21 protein-coding genes are annotated in these 23,153 nt (G+C 62.4%); 13 read left to right on the top strand and 8 right to left on the bottom strand.

Features of this window, described 5'->3' with window-relative positions; all coding sequences use genetic code 11:
- Positions 1-9: 9 nt before the first annotated feature.
- Both NKH37_RS31885 and NKH37_RS31880 read right to left on the bottom strand, forming a co-directional pair.
- Positions 10-243: a DUF2093 domain-containing protein gene (locus tag NKH37_RS31885; protein WP_031193470.1), complete on the bottom strand. Its 234-nt coding sequence runs from the start codon at positions 241-243 to the stop codon at positions 10-12.
- 234 nt (positions 244-477) lie between these two features.
- The gene (locus NKH37_RS31880; protein ID WP_352496157.1) at positions 478-1,383 is read right to left on the bottom strand and encodes a LysR substrate-binding domain-containing protein; all 906 of its coding nucleotides are present in this window, start codon (positions 1,381-1,383) and stop codon (positions 478-480) included.
- A 111-nt stretch (positions 1,384-1,494) separates the two neighbouring features.
- Between NKH37_RS31880 and NKH37_RS31875 the strand changes: the two genes are divergently transcribed.
- Complete coding sequence (locus NKH37_RS31875; protein WP_352496156.1) at positions 1,495-2,388, top strand: DMT family transporter; 894 nt, start codon at positions 1,495-1,497, stop codon at positions 2,386-2,388.
- Between the two features lie 68 nt (positions 2,389-2,456).
- Positions 2,457-3,275: a hypothetical protein gene (locus NKH37_RS31870; RefSeq protein ID WP_353006802.1), complete on the top strand. Its 819-nt coding sequence runs from the start codon at positions 2,457-2,459 to the stop codon at positions 3,273-3,275.
- Between the two features lie 34 nt (positions 3,276-3,309).
- Here NKH37_RS31870 and mutL read toward each other — a convergent pair whose 3' ends face one another.
- Positions 3,310-5,169 carry a DNA mismatch repair endonuclease MutL gene (gene mutL, locus NKH37_RS31865; protein WP_353006799.1) on the bottom strand — a complete coding sequence of 620 codons (1,860 nt, stop codon included), beginning with the start codon at positions 5,167-5,169 and terminating at the stop codon, positions 3,310-3,312.
- A gap of 602 nt (positions 5,170-5,771) precedes the next feature.
- The gene (locus tag NKH37_RS31860; protein WP_352845189.1) at positions 5,772-6,674 is read right to left on the bottom strand and encodes a LysR family transcriptional regulator; all 903 of its coding nucleotides are present in this window, start codon (positions 6,672-6,674) and stop codon (positions 5,772-5,774) included.
- 103 nt (positions 6,675-6,777) lie between these two features.
- Between NKH37_RS31860 and NKH37_RS31855 the strand changes: the two genes are divergently transcribed.
- Complete coding sequence (locus NKH37_RS31855; protein WP_353006796.1) at positions 6,778-7,767, top strand: zinc-dependent alcohol dehydrogenase family protein; 990 nt, start codon at positions 6,778-6,780, stop codon at positions 7,765-7,767.
- 20 nt (positions 7,768-7,787) lie between these two features.
- On the opposite strand, the gene NKH37_RS31850 is transcribed toward NKH37_RS31855, so the two are convergent.
- A complete protein-coding gene (locus tag NKH37_RS31850) occupies positions 7,788-8,690 on the bottom strand; it encodes a LysR substrate-binding domain-containing protein (protein WP_353006794.1) in 903 nt (300 codons plus the stop codon).
- Between the two features lie 91 nt (positions 8,691-8,781).
- Here NKH37_RS31850 and NKH37_RS31845 point away from each other — a divergent pair, with 91 nt between their 5' ends.
- From NKH37_RS31845 to NKH37_RS31825, 5 genes are all read left to right on the top strand, one after another.
- Positions 8,782-10,332 carry a trimethylamine methyltransferase family protein gene (locus tag NKH37_RS31845; protein ID WP_353006791.1) on the top strand — a complete coding sequence of 517 codons (1,551 nt, stop codon included), beginning with the start codon at positions 8,782-8,784 and terminating at the stop codon, positions 10,330-10,332.
- Positions 10,333-10,373: 41 nt separating this feature from the next.
- On the top strand, positions 10,374-12,023 hold the full coding sequence (locus tag NKH37_RS31840) for an ABC transporter substrate-binding protein (protein ID WP_353006789.1): 1,650 nt from the start codon (positions 10,374-10,376) through the stop codon (positions 12,021-12,023).
- Between the two features lie 105 nt (positions 12,024-12,128).
- Positions 12,129-12,608 (top strand): DUF3828 domain-containing protein, encoded by a 480-nt coding sequence (locus NKH37_RS31835; RefSeq protein WP_353042322.1) that lies wholly within the window; start codon positions 12,129-12,131, stop codon positions 12,606-12,608.
- A 4-nt stretch (positions 12,609-12,612) separates the two neighbouring features.
- A complete protein-coding gene (locus tag NKH37_RS31830) occupies positions 12,613-13,167 on the top strand; it encodes a hypothetical protein (RefSeq protein ID WP_353006786.1) in 555 nt (184 codons plus the stop codon).
- 11 nt (positions 13,168-13,178) lie between these two features.
- Positions 13,179-14,363 carry a mandelate racemase/muconate lactonizing enzyme family protein gene (locus tag NKH37_RS31825; protein ID WP_023717180.1) on the top strand — a complete coding sequence of 395 codons (1,185 nt, stop codon included), beginning with the start codon at positions 13,179-13,181 and terminating at the stop codon, positions 14,361-14,363.
- Positions 14,364-14,392: 29 nt separating this feature from the next.
- Here NKH37_RS31825 and queF read toward each other — a convergent pair whose 3' ends face one another.
- Entirely contained in the window at positions 14,393-14,854 is a 462-nt protein-coding gene (queF, locus tag NKH37_RS31820; protein WP_023674394.1) for a preQ(1) synthase, read from the bottom strand.
- Positions 14,855-14,967: 113 nt separating this feature from the next.
- On the opposite strand from queF, the gene NKH37_RS31815 reads away from it, so the two are divergent.
- On the top strand, positions 14,968-17,013 hold the full coding sequence (locus NKH37_RS31815) for an oxidoreductase (protein ID WP_353006784.1): 2,046 nt from the start codon (positions 14,968-14,970) through the stop codon (positions 17,011-17,013).
- Positions 17,014-17,154: 141 nt separating this feature from the next.
- Here the strand turns inward: NKH37_RS31815 and NKH37_RS31810 are convergent, their stop codons facing one another.
- Positions 17,155-17,562 carry a hypothetical protein gene (locus NKH37_RS31810; protein ID WP_353006782.1) on the bottom strand — a complete coding sequence of 136 codons (408 nt, stop codon included), beginning with the start codon at positions 17,560-17,562 and terminating at the stop codon, positions 17,155-17,157.
- Positions 17,563-17,679: 117 nt separating this feature from the next.
- Between NKH37_RS31810 and NKH37_RS31805 the strand changes: the two genes are divergently transcribed.
- Together NKH37_RS31805 and NKH37_RS31800 are read left to right on the top strand one after the other, a co-directional pair.
- Positions 17,680-18,108: a MarR family winged helix-turn-helix transcriptional regulator gene (locus tag NKH37_RS31805; protein WP_023717184.1), complete on the top strand. Its 429-nt coding sequence runs from the start codon at positions 17,680-17,682 to the stop codon at positions 18,106-18,108.
- Positions 18,109-18,128: 20 nt separating this feature from the next.
- On the top strand, positions 18,129-18,371 hold the full coding sequence (locus tag NKH37_RS31800; RefSeq protein WP_023717185.1) for a type II toxin-antitoxin system Phd/YefM family antitoxin: 243 nt from the start codon (positions 18,129-18,131) through the stop codon (positions 18,369-18,371).
- Positions 18,372-18,376: 5 nt separating this feature from the next.
- Here the strand turns inward: NKH37_RS31800 and NKH37_RS31795 are convergent, their stop codons facing one another.
- Entirely contained in the window at positions 18,377-20,449 is a 2,073-nt protein-coding gene (locus NKH37_RS31795) for a putative bifunctional diguanylate cyclase/phosphodiesterase (protein ID WP_353006778.1), read from the bottom strand.
- A 264-nt stretch (positions 20,450-20,713) separates the two neighbouring features.
- Between NKH37_RS31795 and NKH37_RS31790 the strand changes: the two genes are divergently transcribed.
- Together NKH37_RS31790 and tdh are read left to right on the top strand one after the other, a co-directional pair.
- Positions 20,714-21,901 (top strand): glycine C-acetyltransferase, encoded by a 1,188-nt coding sequence (locus tag NKH37_RS31790; RefSeq protein ID WP_353006776.1) that lies wholly within the window; start codon positions 20,714-20,716, stop codon positions 21,899-21,901.
- Between the two features lie 52 nt (positions 21,902-21,953).
- The gene (tdh, locus tag NKH37_RS31785; protein WP_353006773.1) at positions 21,954-22,988 is read left to right on the top strand and encodes an L-threonine 3-dehydrogenase; all 1,035 of its coding nucleotides are present in this window, start codon (positions 21,954-21,956) and stop codon (positions 22,986-22,988) included.
- Positions 22,989-23,153 lie beyond the last annotated feature (165 nt).

The raw sequence follows: 23,153 nt of genomic DNA, 5'->3' as shown, positions 1-23,153 counted from the left end.
TGCGTCAGACTACCGTCGGCGGCGCAGTTCCGGATGCGCTTCGATCTCGCGGCGCAATGATGCAGCGGCATTCAGATAGGGTTCCTGCCTGGCGACACTCCAATATTTGAGCTCGTCGAGCGGGATGCTCTCGCCGGTCACCGCACAGCGAACGAAGGCGCCGGGGCTAGTCACCTGGAAGTCGCCGTCGAGATAGCGGATGCGGGCTTCCTTGCCGCCGGGGCCTTCGAAACGGTTCATCATGGGGTGGAGCCGAAATTCATGACGATGTCATCGCCACAAATTGCGGCGAGGTCAAGCTTGGTTGGCTTTGCCTGCCTCTGTTTCTGGTGACACTTGCTCGAACAAGCCGGCAAAGCGGATGCCAATGCATGTCGCGCAAAAGTGTGCAGCGGTTTTGCGATAACGACATGCATAAACACAAGAACCTGAAGCGCGTCGCATGAGGCCGGTCGAACGCGACGCGCTTCAGGCATCTCATTCTTCGGCGATGATAAACTCTTCGATCCTCTCCGCTGGCAGCCCGGCCTGGACTGCGATGCGACGAGCAAGTTCGGCTGCCGCGGCGCGCGGCCGCCCCAGCGGCCGGTCGAGCCAGTAGGATATCGGGCTGAGGGCACCGCGCTCGTCCACGGCGACGATGCGGCCCGATTTCAATTGGTCCACCGTCAATGGCGGACGCGCCAGCGCAATGCCGAGCCCGTGCGCGGCGGCGTCGAGCACGAGGTTGTAATCCTCGAAACGGCGGTCGTGCGGCCGCGGCCGATAGTCCATCTCCTGCGCCGCAAACCAGGCGCGCCACGCCGAAGCGTCGGAATCGTTGATCACCGGAAATTCGAGCAGCCGGGCCGGATCGCCGCGGCCGATCTCCCTGGCCAATTCCGGCGAGGCGACCGGGAACACATATTCCTCGAAAAGCTGCACCGAGATCCGGCCCGGAATGCGGCCGCGCCCGCAGCGGATCGACAGGTCGATGCCCTCGTCGGCAAGATCGCCCTGGCGGATGTCGACGTCGAGCACGATGCGCAGCTTGGACGGTTGGTTCTCCAGCGCCGCCATGCGCGGCATCAACCACAGCCCGCTGACCGAGGGGATCGAGGTCAGCCGCACCACCGCCGTGCCGCGCGGCTCTACCCAGCGATCCGAATTGCTGGCGATCAGGGCGAAGGCTTCAGTGGTGCGCAGATGCAGGCGATTGCCCTCGACGGTCAGCGAGACGCCGCGCGCGCCGCGATCGAAGACTTTCAGCCCGAGCCAGTTCTCGAGCTTGGCGATCTGCCGGCTGACGGCGCCATGGGTGATGTTGAGCTTCTCGGCCGCCGCCGAAAAGCTGCCTGCCCGCGCCGCGGCATCGAAGGCGCGCAGGGTTTCAAGCGGCAGCATCGAGTCTGAGCTGTGATCCATAGTCACAGGTGATACTCGATTTGTTCGTTTGTCAATCGACGCGCAATAGCGTTTCTCTACTTCATGGCATTGGATCGCGAGGACACCGAGATGAGCGTCTATTCCGGAACGTTGAATCCGACACAGCGGATGGACACCACCGCTGCCATCGCGGTGGCGCTGACGGTGGTCGGCTGGGCTTCGGCCTTTCCGGCGATCCGCGCCGGCCTTGCCGCCTTCGGGCCGCTGGAACTTGGCGCGTTGCGCTTTGCCATCGCCGCCGTTCCGGCGGCGATCTTTCTCGCGGTCAAGCGGCCGGCTCTGCCCAGGCTCGACGAACTCTGGCGCTTTGTCTTCGGTGGTGCCGTCTTCGTCGCGCTCTACACGGTGATGCTCAATTTCGGCGAGCTGACCGTTTCGGCAGGTGCGGCGGGCTTCATCATCAATGTCAGCCCGATCTTCACCGCCATCATGGCCATGGCGCTGCTCGGCGAACGCTTCTCAGGCTTGGCCTGGGCCGGCACATTCCTGTCCTTCGCCGGTATCGGCATCATCGCCATGGGCGAGGGGCAAGGCTTGCATTTCAACGATGGTGCGCTGCTTGTCCTCGGCTCGGCATTGTGCTCGGCCGTCAACACCATCGTCCAGAAGCCGCTGTTTGGTCGCCACCACCCGCTGACCATCTCGGCCTCGAACATGGTGCTCGGCGCGCTCTGCCTGTCGCCGTTCCTGCCGAGCGGCCTGGCGCAAGCGGCTACCGCCAACACCGCCGGGCTCGGCGCCGTCATCTTTCTCGGCATCGTGCCCAGTCTCATCGCCTACGCTGCCTGGGCAACAGCACTTTCCCGGCTGCCGGCGGCGCGCGCATCGAACTTCCTCTATCTGGTGTCCCCGGTGGCGACGCTGATCGGCTTCTTCTGGCTGGGCGAGGTGCCGACGCTGCTCGGCATAATCGGCGGGGCGCTGGCGCTGGGCGGCGTCATCGTGGTGAATTTGAGGAGGTGATTCAGATAATTGAAGCTTTTTCCCGACTCAAACCATGAGCCGTTACTGACGACCATTGCGATGCAGACATGAGCCAGGCCGGCGTCTATGTTGATTGCGTTTGCGAAGCGTGGCGAGGGGTCGACATGGGAATGCAGTTTATCTCCGCAATTTTTTTCTTGTTGCTGTTCAGCCAAAATGCCGTCGCGGGTTGGTATCAGATCGAAAACTTCGAAGGTTTCATTGGGCCTACCCCAGTCCATCTGTCGCTGCAGAGGAATGACAGTTTCGGCAGCGGGATTACGGTCGAGGGGAGCTATTTCTACGACGCGAAGCAAAGCCCGATAGCAGTGTACGGCAAGATCAACGGCACCAGCGTATCCCTTTGCGAGATTGCGGACGACAAGGAATTCGACCGGGTGCTGGTCATGGGTTCGAAAACGCCCGTCGACACCAGTGGATGCCCATTTTCTCTCGACATTGGTGAAAGCGGCGCAACAGGAACCTGGAGCAAGGGTGCGGACAAACATCCCGTCACGCTCAAGAAAGTTGCTAGCCTGGACGATACCGGCGACGGGAAGATTGACGGAACCGTTGAGATCCCGTTCTGGGCGCAGACCGCTACCGACAGGTTTTCAGGCATCTACGCGAAAACCGAAGCCGGAATTTGCATGCGAAAATTGCAAGTCATCGGCAAGCGAAGCAAGAAAGTCTATCAAGAGATCGAGTTCGATGACGACAATTGCGACGCGGGAATGCTGATGACGCCAATCTACATGAATGTTCAAAAACAGACGAAAAAAATCGCCGAGATCATTTCAGTAAACTTTCGTGGCGGCGGCGCTGGCTATACAATGGACTATGTTTTCTCTCTTAAAACTAAGAAGTATCATCAATTGGCGAATTGAGCGGGTGCCTCGCTTGGGGTTGCCCAGGTAATGCTTACCGTCGCCCGAACAGCCTCTCGATATCCGCCAGCTTGAGTTCGATGTAGGTCGGGCGGCCGTGGTTGCAGGTGCCGGAGCCGGGCGTCGCCTCCATCTGCCGCAGCAGCGCGTTCATCTCTTCCGGTTTGAGCAGCCGGCCGGAACGTACCGAGCCATGGCAGGCCATGGTCGCGGCTATCCTGTCCAGCCGCTCCTTCAGCGTGTCGACCGTGTCATTGTCGGCGATTTCGTCGGCGAGGTCGCGCACCAGCTGCTGGACGTTGGTCTCGCCGAGCATCGACGGCGTCTCGCGCACCGCAACGGCGCCTGGGCCGAAGCGCTCGATACCGAGGCCGAAGCGGGCGAGCGTCTCGGAATGCATGGCAAGCCGTTCGGCGTCTTCCTCCGGCAGATCGACAATCTCGGGCAGCAGCAACATCTGCGACGGCACCGCGCGTGAGTGGAGGGCGTTCTTCAAGGCCTCGTAGACCAGCCGCTCATGCGCCGCATGCTGGTCGACGATGACAAGCGAATCCCTGGTCTGGGCGACGATATAGTTCTCATGCACTTGCGCGCGCGCCGCGCCCAGGGCCGTGCCGAGCAGCGTCTCTGCCGCCTGATCCTGTCCGGCGCGCGCGTCGGCACTGTGCAGTGGGCCGGCGTCGAAGGCCGCCTGCTCGTCCTCGCCGAAGCCGCCATTTGCAGAGCCCATATCGAGCGGCCGCTGCGGCGAACGGGCAGGGTCGAACCCGGCAAAGCCCGATGCCCGATAGGCGGCCTCGTAGCTGCGGTGACCGTTGGCCGGCCCGCCATGCGCATAGGATGCCGCGCCCGGCCGGAACGCTGCCATCATGCCGGCGGCACCGGTGGTGGCGGCGCGGATCCCGGCATTGGACAGTGCTTCGCGAATGGCGCCGACGATCAGGCCGCGCACCAGCCCCGGATCGCGGAAGCGCACGTCGGCCTTGGCCGGATGGACGTTGACGTCGACGATCGCCGGATCGAGCGTCAGGAACAGCACGGTGACGGCATGGCGGTCGCGCGGCAGCGCGTCGGCGAAGGCGCCGCGAATGGCGCCGGCGATCAATTTGTCACGCACCGGGCGGCCGTTGACATAGGCATATTGCTGCAGGGCGTTGGCGCGGGTGAAGGAGGGCACCGAGACATGGCCAGCGAGGTGCACGCCGTCCCGCACCGCGTCGATGGCGATCGCATTGTCGGGAAAGTCGGCGCCCATCACCTGTGCCACCCGGCGCAGCCGGCCTTCCGGGCTGTCCTCAGTCGCCGGCAGCTCCAGCGTCGAGCGGTCCGGGCCGGCGAGCGTGAAGCGCACGGCGGGGAAGGCGATGGCGATGCGCTTGACCACGTCGCCGATGGCCGAGCTTTCTGCGCGCTCACCCTTCATGAATTTGAGCCGCGCCGGCGTGGCGAAGAACAAGTCGCGCACCTCGACCGTGGTGCCGCGATTGGCGGCGGCGGGCCTGACGGCGGAGACGCGGCCGCCGGCGATGCCGATCTCGGCGGCGTTTTCGCTTGATGCGGTGCGCGAGCGGATCGACAGCCGCGCCACCGAGCCGATCGACGGCAAAGCCTCGCCGCGGAAGCCAAGCGAGCGGATGTCGTGAATGTTGTCGGCGAGCTTGGAGGTGCAATGGCGCGCAATCGCCAGCGCCAGTTCCTTTTCCGGAATGCCCGAGCCGTCGTCGCTGACGCGGATCAGGTTCAGCCCGCCACCAGCGGTGACGATCTCGACACGCGTGGCGCCGGCATCGAGCGCGTTCTCGACCAGTTCCTTGACCACGCTTGCCGGACGCTCGATGACTTCGCCGGCGGCGATCTGGTTGATCATCGTTTCGGAAAGCTGGCGAATGGGCATGGCAGCACTATAGGCGGATTCGTGGTCGATGCGGGAGGGGGAGAATAGCGTTGATTGTTGCAAGGCAGGGAGACTGCTCCGTTGCGCTCCGTCCCACCCCCCTCTGGCCTGCCGGCCATCTCCCCCGCAAGGGGGGAGATCGGATGTCGCCTCGGCCTCCGCCAGTCTCCAATGTCTCAAAGGTCGGCGGGACGCATGAACCGCCAATCTCCCCCCTTGCGGGGGAGATGGCCGGCAGGCCAGAGGGGGGTGCTGTCCCGCCACGATGTAGAGATAGGAATATTGTTGAAGTGAATGGGCTTGGCCCCCAATTGACTTAGTGGATTTAGTCGGGCGAAGGCCAAAATCTGAAGCGAATGGCCGTTGGAGGCGACATTTGGATTCATCCTAGATTACTTAATGGTAAACTTCGCTCGATGGATACAGCGTCGAAAGAGTCGTATTGCAAGAGTAATTTTGTTCACTATTTGGACGATTATTTCGATATCGCTAACAGTTGTTCTGGTTTACCTCCTGTATATTCGAAATCTTACCATATAGATTATTGTTCAATCGTCGGGTCGTTCTCGAGGAAATCCACGCAGCTGACCGCGACCGTGCCTTCAACTCATGAGCTTGGGCAGCGCTGCCGCCAGTGCATCGACGGCAAGGCGGACTTTCATCGGCAGATGTGGCGTCTGCAGCCACAGCGCATGGGCGTCATAGAGAAACCTCGGCTGTTCCGGCAATAGCGGGACAAGTACGCCCGCCTGAATGCGCTGGCGAACCAGCCAGTATGGCAGCCAGGCGAGCCCCATGCCGGCGGCCGCGGCATCGGCGATGGCATCGAGATCGTCGAGCCGCAATCTGCCAGCGAGCCTGACCTCCGTCGCAGGCTGGCCATTGCGTGGAAACAGCCACGGCTGAACGGCACGCCCGGAACGGCGGTAGATGATCGCGTGATGGCTGCCGAGGTCATCTATCGCCTGCGGCTGGCCGTGCCTGTCGAGATAGGATGGCGACGCGCAGACGACCATGTGCTGGCGCGCGACGCGCCGCGCCATCACCCCGGCCTGGTCCTCCAGATCGCCCGTTCGGATGGCAAGGTCGCAGCCGTCCTCGGCGAGGTCGGCGAGGGCGTCGCTGAACGACAGGTCAAGTTCCAGCGCCGGATATTGCTGCGCAAGCCCGAACAGGATCGGGGCAACGCAGCGCCGGCCGAAATGCACCGGCATGAGGACGCGCAGCTTTCCGCGCGGTTCGGCAAGCTGGTCGGCGGCGAGTGCATCCGCGGCCTCCGCTTCGGCAAGCACCAGCCGGCAGCGTTCATAATAGGCGCGCCCGAAATCCGTCAGGCTTTGGCGGCGCGTGGTCCGGTTGATGAGGCGCACGCCCAGGCGCTCCTCGAGAAACCGGACATGCTTGCCGACCATCGGCCCGGACAGATCAAGAGCCGCCGCCGCGGCCGCGAACGAGCCCAGGTCGACGGCTTTGACGAACACGGCCATGCTGGTAAGGCGATCCATATTCAAAACCCACAGTTTCCACTGATCTACTCAAGCGGCTATTTATCCGCCTGATTGCCGCTGGCATAGCACATTCAGTGCAAATATTTTGGAGTTGTGACCGATGGCGCGTGTCGTTCGTTTTTATGAGCTGGGTGGTCCCGAGGTTCTGCGCATCGAGAATGTCGACATGCCTGCGCCGGGACGAGGCGAGATCCAGATCCGTGTCAAGGCGTTGGGTCTGAACCGGGCCGAGGCGTTGCTGCGTTCAGGCAGATATATCCAAACCGCGCCGTTGCCTTCCGGTCTTGGGCTTGAGGCCGCTGGCCTCGTCGAAACGGTCGGCGAAGGCGTGGACGGGTTTGCGCCGGGCGATGCCGTCAGCATCGTGCCGCCAGTGTCGATGGCCCGCTGGCCTGCCTATGGTGAGATTGCCACATATCCCGCCGAGCTCGTCGTCAAGCATCCACCATCGCTGAGCTGGGAAGAGGCCGCCGCTGCGTGGATGCAATATCTCACGGCCTACGGTGCGCTGATCGACATTGCCAAACTCGGCAGGAAGGACTTTGTCGTCATCACTGCGGCATCGAGCAGCGTCGGACTGGCGGCGATCCAGATTGCCAACCTGGTTGGCGCGACCCCGATCGCCGTCACACGGACGTCCGCCAAGAAGCGGACTCTGCTTGAGTTCGGCGCGGCCCACGTCATCGCCTCGGCAGAGGTGGATCTGGAAGCCAGGTTGAAGGAAATCGCCGGCCCGGACGGCGTGCGCGTGGTGTTCGACGCGGTCGGCGGGCCGATCTTCGAGCCTCTGACGGCAGCGATGGCACGGGGTGGCATTCTCATCGAATATGGCGGCTTGAGCCCCGACCCGACACCTTTTCCGTTACCTGCAGTGCTAGGCAAGACGCTGACGCTGCGCGGCTATCTCGTCCACGAGATCGTGCGCGATCCGGCCCGGCTACAGGCCGCCAAGACATTCATCCTTGATGGACTGAAATCGGGTTCGCTGAAGCCCGCAATCGCTAGAACCTTTCCGTTTGATCAGATCGTCGAGGCGCATCGTTATCTCGAGTCGAACGAACAATTCGGCAAGATCGTCGTGACGGTTTGACCGGGCATTGTGGGATAGCCTCACGCTTGCGCCGCCAGCCAGTCCCGCACCTTGCGGGCGTTGTCGCTGAGCTCGCGGTTCCTCGACCAGATGACATGAAAGCCCTTGCCGGTCGTCATTGTGTGGCCGGTGACGCGCACCAGCAGCCCTGATGCCAGCAGCCGCTCGGCGAGGTGACCCCAGCCGAGCGCGATGCCTTGCCCTTCCATGACTGCCTGGATCACCAGCGCATAGTCGTTGATGCGCAAGCCACGCCCGGCATCGGCGATGTCGACACCGGCCGAGGCGAACCATTCGTCCCAGCTGGCGGCCTCGCGAAACGGCTCTTCGAGATGGATGAGGCGGTGCGATGGGAGGTCCGCGACGCTCTCCGGCAGCCCGAATCGCGCCACATAACTAGCGCCGGCGACGGGGAATATCACTTCATCAGCCAGCGGCAGCGAATGATAATCCGTCCATTCCTTGGGCTCGCCGCCGCGGACGCCGAGCGGGATATCCTCTGCGATGATGTCGAGATCGCGGTCGGCGGTCTGGATGCGCAGGTCGATGCCCGGCAGTTCGTCGCGAAACTGCTGCAGGCGCGGCATCATCCAGAACGAGGCGAATGCGGTCGAGGCGGCGAGCGTCACATGCGCGCCGACGGCGATCTGGCGCAGATCCTCAGCCGACTTGCGGATGTGCGACAGGCCGAGCGAGACGTCGGCGTGAAAGCGGTCGCCGGCCTCGGTAAGGCTGACTTGCCGGTGGCGGCGCTGGAAGAGTTTGGCGCCGAGCTGCTCCTCGAGCCCACGGATCGCATAGGAGACGGCAGCCTGCGTCATGCCGAGCTCCCGCCCGGCGGCGGTAAAGCTCGACAGCCGGCCGGCGGCCTCGAAAACGATCAGGCTGCCGGCCGAGGGCAGCAGATGGCGCAAGCTTCGCATAAGCTGAGCTTATACAAGAGATCAGGATTTTCCAGCGTCACAGCTGCATTTTGTCTGGCTAGATTGATCGAGACAGGAAGATGGAGCCTCCATGAACGCACCGGCCGTTGAAGTGAGCGAACATACCAATCGTCGCGCGGGTGGCCGCCTGGGGCGCAAGGCGCTGCGGGGAGCTCCCGTAGCGTCATTTCCGACCCTGGTTCGCAAGATTCCGGTGTATCAGATGGTCCCGGACGAGGCGGTGGAGCTCATCCACCAGGAGTCGCTCAGCATCCTCGAAGAGGTGGGATGCGAGTTCCGCGACGACGAGGCTATCGCAATGTGGAAGGCGGCGGGCGCCGATGTCTCCGAGACAAGGGTCCGGATCGACCGCGCCCTGCTGATGGACCTCGTCTCGAAGGTCCCGTCGGAGTTCACGCTCAATGCGAGGAATCCCCAGCGTTCCGTACGTGTGGGTGGAAACAACTCCATCTTCGTGCCGATGTACGGGGCGCCTTATGTGCGCGACCTCGACAACAACAGGCGCTACGGCACACTCGCCGACCTCAACAATTTCCACAAGCTGGCCTACATGGCGCCGGCGCTGCATTCGTCGAGCTCGATCATCTGCGAGCCGATGGAAATCGCGGTGCCGAAGCGTCACCTCCACATCATCCATTCAGCGCTGAAGCACTCCGACAAGCCGTTCATGGGCATCGTGACCTCCAAAGATCGAGCCGAAGACACGATGGCGATGGCAGGCATCGTGTTCGGCGAGGACTATGTCCGCGACAACCCGGTCCTGGTGGCGATCACCAACTGCAATTCGCCGCTGGTCTGGGATGCCACCATGCTGGACGCGATGAAAGTCTATGCGCGCCACAACCAGCCGCTGATCCTCGCGCCCTTCGCCCTTTGCGGCGCCTCGACTTCGGCCTCTGCAGTCGGTGCGGTCGCGCAGGTCAATGCCGAAGCGCTGGCGGGCGTCGCGTTCACACAGCTCTTGCGTCCGGGTTCGCCGCAGATCTACGGACAGTTCATGGTGACGGTCGACATGAAGACCGGCGCTCCCATGGGCGGCACGCCGGAGGCGGCCCAGATGATGTATCTCATGGGCGCGCTGGCGCGGAAGTATCGGCTGCCGTGGCGCACGTCCGGTTTCCATGTCGGTTCGAAGCTGAACGACGCCCAGGCGGGCTACGAGGCGAACATGCTGATGCATGCCGCCATCCTTGCCGGCGCCAACTACATCTGGCACTCCGCCGGTTGGCTCGAGGCCGGCCTGACCTGCGGCTATTCGAAATTTGCCACCGACTGCGAGCAGCTTGTCGGCTGGTACAAATATGCTGGCGGGCTGCCATTCGACGATTTCAAGGAGGCTATGGCGGCTATCCGCGAGGTCGGACCGCAGGGCCATTTCCTCGGCACCCAACACACGCTCCAGCATTTCGAGTCCGCCTTCTTCATACCGAGCATCATGGACTTCAATTCGTTCGAACAGTGGAAGGCGGAAGGAGCAAAGGACCACGACAGTCGCGGCCGCGAGAAAGCGCGCAACATGCTCGCCGATTATGAGGAGCCGAAGCTCGATGAGGGCATCGCCGATGGTCTCAAAGATTTGATTGCGCGGCGCGAGGAGAAACTACCGGACAGCGTTAGTTGATAACGGGCGAAGACCCGATGGGAACCATAACGGAGGAAAAAATGACACTCTTCAGAAGCAATGGTGATCGCGTACCGAGCGCCATCGAAGCGATGGCCAGCGAGGCGCGTGCAGGTCGTGTGGATCGGCGCGAGTTTCTGGCTCTGGCAAGCGCTTTCGGCGCATCGACGGCCCTTGCCTACGGCATGATCGGTCTTGCCGTGCCAGAACGGGCTTTGGCTGAAGAGCCGAAGAAAGGCGGCACGCTGCATGTTTCGATGTCGGTGAAGGCACAAAAGGACCCGCGCACCTACGACTGGGTGGAACTTGCGAACATTTCACGCTGCTGGCTCGAGCCGCTTGTCCGCTACACCCGCCAGTTCACTTTCGAGCCGGTTCTGCTTGAAAGCTGGGAGGTCAATGACGACGCCACCGAATATGTGCTGCATGTGCGCAAGGGCATCACCTGGACCAATGGTGATGCTTTCGGCGCCGATGATGTGGCCTACAATCTGACGCGCTGGTGCGAAAAGGCTGCAGCCGGCAATTCCATGGCCGCGCGCGTCGGTGCACTGATCGACGCAAAAACCGGCAAGGCCAGGGATGGCGCGATCACCAAGGTCGACGACAACACGGTCAAGCTGAAGCTGAACGAGCCGGACATCTCGCTGATCCCGAACTTCACCGACTATCCGGCGCTGGTGGTCCATCGCAACTTCGACGCCGACGGTGCCAATCCGATCGAGAAGCCGATTGGCACCGGGCCGTTCGAACTGGTGTCTTATGCGGTCGGCCAGAAAGCGGTCGTCAAGCGTCGTGAGACTGGCAAGTGGTGGGGCGGTGAAGCGCTTCTCGACGGCGTCGAATTCATCGACTACGGAACCGATTTCAACGCGTCGATAAATGCATTCGACTCCGGCGAAATCGATCTCAACTTCGAGACGCCCGCCGACTTCATAGACATCCTCGACAAGATGGGGCTGGTAAAATCGGAGGTCGCGACAGCGACCACGCTCGTTGCCCGGACCAACGTCACGCACAAGCCCTACGACGACAAGCGCGTCCGCAACGCGCTGCAAATGGCCGTCGACAACCAGGCGGTGCTCGAACTTGGCTATGCCGGGCGAGGGACTGTTGGTGAAAACCATCACGTCAGCCCGATTCATCCGGAATACTTCGCGCTGCCCAAGAAGACACGTGACGCCGCGGGCGCCAAGAAGCTGATGGCCGAGGCCAAGCAGGCCGACTTCGAGCATGAACTGATCACCGTCGAGGACGATTGGCAAAAGAATACCGGCGACGCTATTGCCGGCCAGTTGCGCGATGCCGGGATCAAGGTGAAGCGCACCGTGCTGCCGGGTTCGACCTTCTGGAACGACTGGACGAAATACCCCTATTCGATGACCATCTGGTACATGCGCCCGCTTGGCGTCCAGGTGCTGGCGCTCGGCTATCGCACCGGCGAGGCGTGGAACGAAACCGGCTACTCGAACCCTGATTTCGATGCCAAGCTCAAGCAGGCTCTGTCGCTTATCGACGTCGAGAAGCGCCGCGAGGTCATGAAGGACATCGAGCAGATCCTCCAGGATTCGGGCGTCATCATTCAGCCGTTTTGGCAGAAGCTGTTCAGCCACATGAACGAGAAGGTGAAGAACTACGGTGTCCACCAAACCTTCGAGATGGATCTCCAGAACGTCTGGCTGAACGCCTGAGTTGCCAGCAGAGGACGCGTTGCAGGATTTCATGGACCGCAAGAAAGCCGACAGGCAAGATGCGTGGTACTGATAGCTTCCGTCAGTGAACAATCGGGGACACGCATGAAACTGCCACTTTTTGTTGCCGCGCTTTCGATGGCCTTGCCGGCGGCCGCGTTTGCCGGCCCTGCTGCCAACGCCGTGAAGTTCTTCTATGTCCCGTCGGTCAAATTCGAGGCCGATGCGCAATATCGCGACCGCTTCACCGCGCCGGTGACGAAACTGTTCGAACTGAACGACAACGCGGCAAAGAACCATCCGGATGAAGTTCCCTGCATCGACTTCGCCCCTGGTCTCGATGCGCAGGACTATGACGAGAAGACCGTGGCCAAGACGCTGACGCTGGCCGAAACGCTGGATGGCGACAGCGCCGAGGTGTCGGCGACGTTCAACCTTTTCCCGGAAGGCGATGATTCCAAACGCGAAATGGTCTGGTCACTCAGGAAGATCGATGGCCAGTGGAAGGTCGCCGACATCACCTCGAAGACCAGCGGCTGGACACTCAGTGCGCTCGAATGTCTGGCCGGGCAGACCCCGGAGTGATGCCGTGCTCCGCTGCCGTCCCTGGGTTCTGGCGACTGGGTGCCTGCTGGCCGGATTGAGCAGCGCCGCCGCTCAGGGCCTGTTGGGCGCGCCGCCCACAGACGCGCCGGCCGACAACGCGGCACCTCCGCCGGCAGAGTCGCCGGCAGAAAACGCACCGGCCGCACCCGTGCAGCCGGGCTCGCCGACGGCGGTGGTGAAGCCGTTCTACGAGCATGCCGGGCTCGAGGTCGATCCGGCTCAGCGGGGCCATTTCACCGATCCGGCAAAGTCGGTGCTGGACAAGAGCGACGCGCTGCGGAAGTCGGGGCAGGGCGAGTGCCTCGATCCCAACATGGCGCTCGACAATGCCGAATACGACGAGGCGGAGATCGACAAGAGCCTGAAGACCATCGAAGCGGTCAAGGGCGACCAGGCCAAGGTCGTTGTCGCTTTCGTCGCCTCCGGCAATCCGCACCGGCTGGAATGGAAGCTCAAAAAGGTCGACGGCGACTGGAAGATATCGGACCTGCTCTCGGTGACAGGCGAATGGGCGCTCAGCCAATACCAGTGTGAGTGAGAACGGAACCGATGAAGATCAGCAACATCCGCGTCACCCACGTCAACGTCCCGCTCGATGCTCCGTTCTGGTGGACGGCTGGTCTCTACGGCGGCGCCTCGAAATCGATCATCGAGGTCGAGACGGACGAAGGCGTGGTCGGACTGGGCGAGGCGCCATGGTGGCATTTCGGCGAGGTGATCAAGGCCGAGATCGCGCCGGCGCTGATTGGCGCCGATCCGCTCGACATCGCCGACTGCGAGGCGCGCTGTGTGCCGCCCTGGCAGATCACCGCCAACACCGGCGAGAACGCAGCCACGGTGGCGTTCGGCGCCATCGAACTGGCGCTCTGGGATATAAGAGGCAAGGTCTTCGGCATGCCGCTCTATAAGCTGCTCGGCGGCGCGGTGCGCAAGGACATTCCGTTTTCGGAATATTTCGCCTTTCGCCCCGCTCAAGGCGGAGCCGGCGGCGAGATGACCGCCGAAGCGATCGTCGACTATTGTCTCGGCATGCGAGAACAGCACGGCTCGACGATCTTCGAGGGCAAGCTGATCATGGGCGATCCCGAGCTCGAGATCAGGACAGTGCGCATGCTGCGCGAGGCGCTTGGCGATAAGGCGCAGATCAAACTCGATTCCAACATGCAGTGGTCGCTGACCACAGCGCGCTGGGTACTGCGCGAGATCGAGCCGTTCAACATCCGCAATTACGAGGATCCGGTCGCGACCTTCGAGGAGATGGCAGCGCTGCGCCAGCATTCGCGCATTCCGTTCTCCACGCACATCCCGGATCTCAGACGGGCAGTCGCGCTCGGTGCGCCGGATTACTTCGTCTGCAATTTCGCAGCACTCGGCGGATTGTCGAAAACTCTGAAATTCATCGCCGCCTGTGAGGCGATGGGCAAGGGGTTCTGGTGCTATTCGAACGATCTCGGCATCATGACATCGGCTTATCTGCACGTCGTGGCGGCGACACCGTGGATCACCGAAGCATCGCAGTCGCTGTTTCGCTGGCAGATCGGCGATGTCATCAAGGACGGTCCTTTCCGCCAGACGGGCAATACGGTGCGCGTGCCGGAGGGTGACGGGCTGGGCGTCGAACTCGATCCGGCTGCGATGAAACGCTGGGCGGGCCACTTCGCCGAACACGGGCCGATGGGCCATTTCAGCGACCCGAACAATCCCGGCCGCTACCGGCGGCTCCCGCTCAACTGATGCAACGTATTTTCCTCAGAAACTCAGGCTCACCCGCGCCCGCGATAGGGGGCGACGCCGGTGTCGGGCAGCCACACACCTTCCGGCGGGGCGCCCGTCTGCCAGAACACGTCGATCGGAATGCCGCCGCGCGGATACCAGTAGCCGCCGATGCGCAACCACAATGGCTTGGTCGCGGCGATGATGCGGCGGCCGATCATGACGGTGCATTCTTCGTGGAAGGCGCCATGGTTGCGAAACGAGGTCATGAACAGCTTGAGCGACTTCGATTCCACCAGCAGCGCATCGGGTGCGTAGTCGATGACGATATGGGCGAAGTCCGGCTGGCCGGTGACCGGGCAGAGCGAAGTGAATTCCGGGCAGGTGAAGCGAACGATGGCCGGCGGGCCGTCGCCGCGCGAAAACGGCACGGTTTCCAGGACTGCCGCTTCAGGGCTCTGTGGCGCCTCGACGTTGGTGCCGAGCTGGGTGAGGTTTTTCGTATCGGTCATGAGCAGGTTCCTTGCTGCATGTCGCCCAAAACTGCGCAGCGATTTTGGGATAGCGACATGCGTAAAACAAAAATTTGCCGCTCATTAGCACAATTTGAAACAGCAGGAAGACGATGACTAGCAACGACCCGCTCCTTCAGCCCTATCAGCTCAAGCATCTGACGCTGAAGAACCGGGTCATGTCGACGAGCCATGAGCCGGCCTATTCCGAGGACGGCATGCCGAAAGAACGCTACCGGCTCTATCATGCCGAAAAGGCCAAGGGCGGCATGGCGCTGACCATGACCGCCGGCTCGGCGATCATCTCGCGCGACAGCCCGGCCGCCTTCGGCAACCTGCATGTCTATGACGACCGCATCGTGCCATGGCTCGCCGAGCTTGCCGACGCCTGCCACGAGCATGACTGCAAGGTGATGATCCAGATCACCCATCTCGGCCGCCGCACCGGCTGGAACAAGGCCGACTGGCTGCCGGTGCTGTCGGCTTCGCCGGTGCGCGAACCGGCGCATCGCGCCTTTCCCAAGATTATCGAGGACTGGGATATCGAGCGCATCGTCGCCGACTACGCGGCGGCCGCCCAGCGCTGCCAGGCTGCCGGCCTCGACGGCATCGAATTCGAGGCCTACGGCCACCTGATGGACGGCTTCTGGTCGCCGGCCACCAACCAGCGCGACGACGATTTCGGCGGCTCGCTCGACAACCGGCTGCGCTTCACCGGAATGGTGCTCGATGCGGTGCGTGCCGCGGTCGGCGAAAAGTTCGTCGTCGGCATCCGCATGGTCGCCGACGAGGATTTCGAGAAAGGCCTGTCGAAACAGGAAGGCGTCGAAATCGCCAGGCGGCTGGCCGGCTCCGGCAAGGTCGATTTCCTCAACATCATCCGTGGCTCGATCGAGACTGATGCCGCGCTGACAAAAGTCATTCCGGTGACCGGCATGCGGTCGTCGCCGCATCTCGACTTCGCCGGCGAGGTGAGGGCGGCGACGAAATTCCCGACCTTCCATGCGGCGCGGATTTCCGACGTCGCCACCGCGCGTCACGCCATCGCCGCCGGCAAGCTCGACATGGTCGGCATGACGCGCGCCCACATTGCCGACCCGCACATCGTCAGGAAGGTGATGGAGGGCCGCGAGCACGAGATCCGCCCTTGCGTCGGTGCAACCTACTGCCTCGACCGCATCTATGAGGGCGGTGAGGCGCTGTGCATCCACAATGCGGCAACGGGCCGCGAGGCGTCGATACCGCACATTATTCCGAAAACCGCGGGACCGAGGCGAAAGGTGGTCGTGGTCGGCGCCGGCGCCGGCGGGCTGGAGGCAGCGCGGGTCGCCGCCGAGCGCGGGCACCAGGTAACGGTGCTGGAAGCATCGAGCCAGGCCGGCGGCCAGGTGCGGCTGGCAACGCAGAATCCCCGCCGCAAGGAATTGATCGGCATCATCGACTGGCGTCTGGCCGAGCTGGACCGGCTCGGCGTCGAGATCCGCTACGACACCTGGGCGGAGAAGGACGACGTGCTGGCGCTGTCGCCGGACGTGGTGGTGATCGCCACCGGCGGCCTGCCGCAGAACCCGCCTCTGACTGCGGGCGACGATCTCGTCACCTCGAGCTGGGACATCATGGCCGGCAGCGTCAAGCCGGCCGAGAACGTGCTGCTCTATGACGACAATGGCGGCCATCAGGGCATGGGTGCTGCCGAACTGATCGCCAACAGCGGCGCCAGGCTGGAGCTGGTTTCACCAGAGCGCTTCTTCGCGCCGGAAATGGGCGGCATGAACCATGTGCCTTACATGCGCGCCTTCCAGGAAAAGGGTGTCACGGTGACCATCAACACACGGCTGCGTTCGGTGCGGCGCGAGGGCAACCAGCTGATCGCCGAGCTCGCCTCCGACTTCGCTGATGGCTGGCGCGGAGAGCGCCGCGTCGACCAGGTGGTGGTCGAGCACGGCACGCTGCCGCTCGACGATCTCTATCTGGCGCTGAAGCCGCTGTCGAAGAACACCGGCGCGATCGACTACGAAAAGCTGGTCAATGGCGGCGACATCTTTCCCGTGCGCAATCCTAACGCCGGTTTCGTGCTCTTCCGCATCGGCGATGCAGTAGCCTCGCGCAACATCCACGCCGCCATCTATGACGGCATCAGGTTCGGCTTGCGAATCTGAGGAATATTTTGGATTGATTGGTGGCGCGCAGCCGAACCTCCGTACGGAGAGCCACCACGGTACTTCGGCTCGTTCTGCGCGCCGCGCACGCCGCCGGCTTGCGGCCGGACACCGTACGATCTGGCGATTGCGGCAGGCCGCTCAAAACATCCTGGCGGTAGCCATGCAGAACACGGTGATGACCAGCAGCCCGCCGGCGATGCGTTCGCCTTTTGTCATCTTCGCGCGCAACTGGGTTTGCGTCGCCGCATCAGCGCCGGCCAACTGCCTGCTGGCGAAACCCACCAGTGCGCCCTGGACCCCGGCGGCAATCAAGGCAGTCAAGATGCCCAGCGCCAGGACCTTCTCCATCGAGCCGAAGGAGCCGTTGTGGAAGAAATACCAGAGCAGCAAACCCGTGAGGAAAACCACGCCGGCCGCGCCCATTTGCGGCCGGAAGAAACGTTCCGCCCGGATCTCCGGTTCGCGGGCAACCGCGATGGTGGTGCCGGCCCAGAACACACCCGCCATGACGTGAAGGCCGAGGACGATGATGTAGACATATTGCATGACCGCATTTCCTCTCTTGCCCACCGCTAACCATATGGATAGATATCAAATGATTAGATGTCAACGCATAAGCTCGAGCCGGTTCCATAGGCTTTGCCCTTGTTCTAGTGTCGGATCATGACGCCCTTTGACCGCCCGCCGATCGGGATGAATCTCGCCCGCACCGCCAAGCTGGTCGCGCAGGCTTTCGACGCTGCCCTGGTCGAGGCGGGGGGCACGCTGCCGGTCTGGGTGACTTTGCTGTCGGTCAAGTCGCGGGAGCTGGCCAACCAACGCGAGCTCGCCGGCATGATCGGTATTCGGGGCGCAACACTGACCCATCATCTCAACGCCATGGAGACGCAAGGCCTGCTGATACGGCGCCGCGATCCCGAAAATCGCCGGGTTCACCAGGTGGAGCTGACCCAAGCCGGAGAAGCGCTGTTCCTGAAATTGCGCACCGCCGCGTTAGCCTTCGACAAGCGGCTGCGGAAGGGATTATCCGACGACAGGTTGGCGGAGTTTGCACAGGTGCTGGCCGCGCTGCGGGCCAATGTCGAGGGTTAGAATTAGGCTAGGAAAACGCTATGCGCGAAATTTCGCTGAAGGATGCCAGGACTACACTCTCGGCGCTGCTCGATCAGGTCGTCGCGGGAGAACCGGCGGCCATCACGCGGCGCGGCCGCAAGCAGGCGGTCATTTTGTCATTTCAGGACTACGAAAAACTGGCGCGTGTGCCCAACATTGGACAATTGCTGGCAGCATTTCCCGGTGATGAGGATGACCTTCCGCCTCGGCTCATCAGGTCGGTTCGCAAGCCCGAACCATGACGGATCTACGCCCGGCTGCCCTGCAGCACCGTCAGCCTGGCCTTCTTGGGCGCCCGGGCCACCAGCCATTCGCGCACCCTGTCCGGTGGCATCGGGAAAGCGATGGAATAGCCTTGCACCTGGTCGCAGCCGATCGCCATCAGCGAGTCGAGCTCGGCTTCGGTTTCGGCGCCCTCGGCGACGATCGAGATGCCGAGACCGCGGGCGAGCTCGGTGAGGGCACGCACGATCTTGGTGTTGCCGCTGTTCTCGTTGATGTTCTGGACGAAACGGCGATCGATCTTCAGCCGGTCGATCTCGTTTGGATTGACATGGCTGAGCGATGCGTAGCCGGTGCCGAAATCATCGAGCTCAAGATGGATGCCGGCGGCGCGGATGTGCCGCAGCTTTGCCGCGATACCGGTCTTCTCGTCATCGAGAATGACGGATTCGACGATCTCCAGCGATAGTTTGTGCGCGGGCAGGCCAGCCCTCTCCAGCGTACCGAACAGGAAGACTTCGAAATCTGTCTCGCGCAGCTCCGAGCCGGACACATTGACGGCGATCCGTCCGAAGGCGATGCCTGCGCGGTTCCATTCGGCTGCTTCGTCGATCGCCTTGGCAATAACGATGCGGCCGATCTCGGGCATCAAGCCGCATTTTTCTGCGATCGGAATGAACTCGCCCGGCGCGATCATGCCGCGCTCGGCATGCCTCCAGCGAACCAAAGCCTCGATGCCACTGATAGCGCCATCCGACAGCGACACCTGCGGCTGGAAATAGACTTCGAACGCCTTCTCAGAGATGGCGATCCTGATGTCGAGTTCGAGCTGCTTGCGATTATCAAGTTCGCGCCTCAGCTCATCGGAGAAGAACGACAAACTGCCGCCGCCCTGCCTCTTGGCTGAATAGAGTGCCAGATCGGCATGGACGAGCAGGTCCTGCGCATTGTCGGCGTCGACGGGGTAGACCGCAATCCCGGCACTTACGCCTGGATGGATCGTCGTGCCTTGGAAGATGACCGGCTCATTGAGTTTGGCCAGCATGCGTCTGGCGACGATATCGATGTCCGCGGTGCTGCCGGCGTCGTTGAGGACGACAACGAATTCGTCGCCGCCGAGACGCACGTTGAGATCCGACGTCCGGCAGGAATCGCGCATGCGCTGCGCGGCCACCACCAGCACATAATCGCCGGCGGCATGGCCGAGCGTGTCGTTGATCTGCTTGAACCGGTCGAGGTCGAACTGCACTACGGCGACCCGCTCACGCCTTCGCTGCGCACCACTGATGAACGTATCGAAATGGTCGGTCAGGAAGGTACGGTTGTGCAGGCCGGTCAGCCCATCATGCACGGCAATGAAGGCCATGGAATTGCGTGCATCGACCAGCTCGCGCGTCCGGCGCAAGATGGCATTCGACATCGGCCGAAAAATGAAAAGTGCCACCAGCAGCATGACGCCGATGGTCGAGTAGAACAATGTGCGGTGAAGATCGAGGAGCCTTTCGGAGCGCTGGTCCGCGTAGGCGCTGATGCGCTGGCCGAGTGCTGCGTAGCCCGACAAAGTTGCGTTGGCAACGGAAGCGTCCAGATTAACGCGCTCCTCTCCGCCCTTGTAGCCGCCGCTGCCTGTCGTGTTGAGCCGCGATTCGAATGAAGAGATCAGGCGCTCGCCATTGGCGATCAGCCCGACCGAGAAATAGTCGAGATGGTACGGCTTGGCGAAAAGCACGCTCTCGATCGATTTCGGATCGAACCTTGCCGGCGACACCGGATCCGCGGCGGTTCGTTCGAGCAGCAGATCGTAATTCTTCTCGAACTCCACCGTCGCTTGTTTGAGCGCGGTAACCAGGGCGCGCTCTTGATCGCGCGGGGCGCTGCCTGTGGCGCCGGCAAGGAAGACGATGCGCTGCGACAGGGCTTTTTGTGTGCTGACGATATCGAGCAGCGCCTGATTGTGCCGTTGGGTCGCCATCACCTGCTGCAGCAGGATGAAGGAGGCCACGACCATGGCGGCTATGATCAGCAGAGCCAGCCAGTAGCCGGATTTGATCAGGAGTATGAGCCTGCCCGAAACGGCGTGCACCGGCTGGTGTGACATTTTCTGAGGCGGCCTCTCGCCAACGAATTCTTGTGCGACAACCTTTGGCTTCAAAGTGTTAACAGCTTTGGGATGGCAACAGGCCGGCGGCGACGACCGTGGCGGGAAACCCGCAAAGTGGTTATTGCAATCTTTCGCGGCGCCTCTGCATTTGAACATCGTGGCCTCTGCCGTGCCATTGCCGCCACCGAAGCGGTCGCTTTTGCGATGGATTTTTCGTCCGCGCGGCGCGACAGTCCTCATCGATCTCAACAGGGCCTGATCATGACCGAAGCATTCCTTTCCCACATCGACAGCGAGCTTGAAGGACTGAAATCGGCAGGTCTCTACAAATCCGAGCGGGTGATAACCTCGACCCAATCGGCCGAGATCGAGGTGGGCGGCGAGAAGGTGCTGAATTTCTGCGCCAATAATTATCTCGGCCTCGCCGACAGCGCCGAACTGCGGGAAGCAGCCAAGCAGGCGCTCGACCGTTACGGCTACGGCATGGCGTCGGTGCGCTTCATCTGCGGCACGCAGGAAGAACACAAGCAGCTCGAGGCGACCATTTCTGATTTCCTCGGCATGGAGGACACTATCCTCTACGGCTCCTGCTTCGACGCTAATGGCGGCCTGTTCGAGACGCTGCTCGGCGAGGAGGATGCGGTCATCTCCGATGCGCTGAACCACGCCTCGATCATCGACGGCGTGCGGCTGTCGAAGGCAAAGCGCTTCCGCTACGCCAACAACGACATGGCCGATCTGGAGGCGCGGTTGAAAGACGCGAGCGACTGCCGGTTCCGGCTGATCGCCACCGACGGCGTGTTCTCGATGGATGGCATCATCGCCAATCTGAAGGGCGTCTGCGACCTCGCCGACAAATACGATGCGATGGTGATGGTCGACGACAGCCATGCAGTTGGTTTCGTCGGCAGGAATGGCCGTGGCTCGGCCGAACATTGTGGCGTCGAGGGCAGGGTGGACATCATCACCGGTACGCTCGGCAAGGCATTGGGCGGAGCGTCGGGCGGCTACACGTCGGGCAGGAAGCCGGTGGTCGACTGGCTGCGCCAGCGCTCGCGGCCCTATCTTTTTTCCAACACGCTGATGCCGGCGATCGCCGGCGCCTCGCTCCGGGTGTTCGAGCTGATCCGCAATGGCGATGCGTTGCGTCAGCGCCTATATGCCAATGCAGCGCGGTTTCGCTCCGAGATGGGCAGGCTCGGCTTTACGCTGGCCGGCGCCGACCATCCGATCATCCCGGTGATGCTGGGCGACGCGACGCTGGCGCAGGAGATGGCGGCGCGCATGCTGAAGCGCGGCATCTACGTCATCGGCTTCTCCTTCCCGGTGGTGCCGAAGGGCCAGGCGCGCATCCGCGCGCAGATGTCGGCCGCCCATTCCAGCGCAGACATCGATCGTGCGGTTGAGGCGTTCGCCGCAGTCGGTCGCGAACTCGGCGTGATTTCCTGAACGGCCGGAATCGAAAAGCCATCCCCGATCAAGACTTTCAAGGGACTACAGAATGTCGAACATGATGAAGGCCCTCGTCAAAGCCCGCGCCGAGCCGGGCATCTGGATGGAAGAGGTGCCGGTGCCGGAGATCGGCCCCAACGACGTGCTGATCAAGATCAGGAAGACCGCGATCTGCGGCACAGATGTTCACATCTATAATTGGGACCAGTGGGCGCAAAAGACCGTGCCGGTGCCGATGGTGACCGGCCACGAATTCGTCGGCACCGTCGCCGATTTCGGCGCGGCGGTGACCGAGTACAAGGTCGGCCAGCGCGTTTCCGGCGAGGGCCATATCGTTTGCGGCCATTGCCGCAACTGCCGGGCGGGCAGGGGGCACCTTTGCCGCAACACGCTTGGCGTCGGTGTCAACCGGCCGGGCGCCTTCGGCGAATACCTGGCGATCCCGCAGCACAATGTGGTGCCGATCCCCGACGACGTGCCCGACGAGATCGCGGCGATCTTCGATCCCTTAGGCAATGCTGTTCACACCGCATTGTCCTTTGATCTCGTCGGCGAGGACGTGCTGGTCACCGGCGCCGGGCCTATCGGCATCATGGGTGCACTGGTGGCGCAGTGCGTCGGCGCGCGAAAAGTGGTCATCACCGATATCAACCCGGTGCGCCTGGCACTGGCGAAAAAGCTTGGCGTTCAGCATGTCGTCGACGCATCGAAGGAAAAGCTGCGCGACGTGATGCCGGCGCTTGGCATGACCGAGGGCTTTGACGTCGGCCTCGAAATGTCGGGCGCAGCCCCTGCCTTCCGCGACATGATCGACACCATGAACAATGGCGGCAAGATCGCCATTCTCGGCATCGCGCCGACCGGCTTCGAAATCGACTGGAACAAGGTCATCTTCAAGATGCTGCATCTGAAGGGCATCTACGGCCGCGAGATGTTCGAGACCTGGTACAAGATGATTGCGCTGGTGCAGGGTCCTCTCGATGTCAGCGGCCTGATCACCCACCGCATCGGCATCGACGACTATGTTTCCGGCTTCGAAGCGATGAAGAGCGGCAATTCCGGCAAGGTGGTGATGGACTGGTAGGCGATCAGAAATGTTGGCGGGACAGCACCCCCCTCTGGCCTGCCGGACATCTCCCCCTCAAGGGCAGGGCTATCGCATATGAGTGATGGCATTGATGAGATAGTCGTCGTTCCAGGCGCATTTCTTGATGCGATGGCTGATGGGAACTTTGGCAGCATCGGCGGC

Source organism: Mesorhizobium sp. M1217, assembly GCF_040318275.1.
GTDB lineage: Bacteria > Pseudomonadota > Alphaproteobacteria > Rhizobiales > Rhizobiaceae > Mesorhizobium.
This window is presented reverse-complemented; position numbering and strand designations above follow the sequence as displayed.

What these genes read in the sequence shown, in the direction of transcription:
- NKH37_RS31885 (WP_031193470.1), bottom strand. Translation starts at nt 243, where the DNA reads ATGATGAACCGTTTCGAAGGCCCCGGCGGCAAGGAAGCCCGCATCCGC.
- NKH37_RS31880 (WP_352496157.1), bottom strand. Translation starts at nt 1,383, where the DNA reads ATGCTGCCGCTTGAAACCCTGCGCGCCTTCGATGCCGCGGCGCGGGCA.
- NKH37_RS31875 (WP_352496156.1), top strand. Translation starts at nt 1,495, where the DNA reads ATGAGCGTCTATTCCGGAACGTTGAATCCGACACAGCGGATGGACACC.
- NKH37_RS31870 (WP_353006802.1), top strand. Translation starts at nt 2,457, where the DNA reads ATGAGCCAGGCCGGCGTCTATGTTGATTGCGTTTGCGAAGCGTGGCGA.
- mutL (WP_353006799.1), bottom strand. Translation starts at nt 5,169, where the DNA reads ATGCCCATTCGCCAGCTTTCCGAAACGATGATCAACCAGATCGCCGCC.
- NKH37_RS31860 (WP_352845189.1), bottom strand. Translation starts at nt 6,674, where the DNA reads ATGGATCGCCTTACCAGCATGGCCGTGTTCGTCAAAGCCGTCGACCTG.
- NKH37_RS31855 (WP_353006796.1), top strand. Translation starts at nt 6,778, where the DNA reads ATGGCGCGTGTCGTTCGTTTTTATGAGCTGGGTGGTCCCGAGGTTCTG.
- NKH37_RS31850 (WP_353006794.1), bottom strand. Translation starts at nt 8,690, where the DNA reads ATGCGAAGCTTGCGCCATCTGCTGCCCTCGGCCGGCAGCCTGATCGTT.
- NKH37_RS31845 (WP_353006791.1), top strand. Translation starts at nt 8,782, where the DNA reads ATGAACGCACCGGCCGTTGAAGTGAGCGAACATACCAATCGTCGCGCG.
- NKH37_RS31840 (WP_353006789.1), top strand. Translation starts at nt 10,374, where the DNA reads ATGACACTCTTCAGAAGCAATGGTGATCGCGTACCGAGCGCCATCGAA.
- NKH37_RS31835 (WP_353042322.1), top strand. Translation starts at nt 12,129, where the DNA reads ATGAAACTGCCACTTTTTGTTGCCGCGCTTTCGATGGCCTTGCCGGCG.
- NKH37_RS31825 (WP_023717180.1), top strand. Translation starts at nt 13,179, where the DNA reads ATGAAGATCAGCAACATCCGCGTCACCCACGTCAACGTCCCGCTCGAT.
- queF (WP_023674394.1), bottom strand. Translation starts at nt 14,854, where the DNA reads ATGACCGATACGAAAAACCTCACCCAGCTCGGCACCAACGTCGAGGCG.
- NKH37_RS31815 (WP_353006784.1), top strand. Translation starts at nt 14,968, where the DNA reads ATGACTAGCAACGACCCGCTCCTTCAGCCCTATCAGCTCAAGCATCTG.
- NKH37_RS31810 (WP_353006782.1), bottom strand. Translation starts at nt 17,562, where the DNA reads ATGCAATATGTCTACATCATCGTCCTCGGCCTTCACGTCATGGCGGGT.
- NKH37_RS31805 (WP_023717184.1), top strand. Translation starts at nt 17,680, where the DNA reads ATGACGCCCTTTGACCGCCCGCCGATCGGGATGAATCTCGCCCGCACC.
- NKH37_RS31800 (WP_023717185.1), top strand. Translation starts at nt 18,129, where the DNA reads ATGCGCGAAATTTCGCTGAAGGATGCCAGGACTACACTCTCGGCGCTG.
- NKH37_RS31795 (WP_353006778.1), bottom strand. Translation starts at nt 20,449, where the DNA reads ATGTCACACCAGCCGGTGCACGCCGTTTCGGGCAGGCTCATACTCCTG.
- NKH37_RS31790 (WP_353006776.1), top strand. Translation starts at nt 20,714, where the DNA reads ATGACCGAAGCATTCCTTTCCCACATCGACAGCGAGCTTGAAGGACTG.
- tdh (WP_353006773.1), top strand. Translation starts at nt 21,954, where the DNA reads ATGTCGAACATGATGAAGGCCCTCGTCAAAGCCCGCGCCGAGCCGGGC.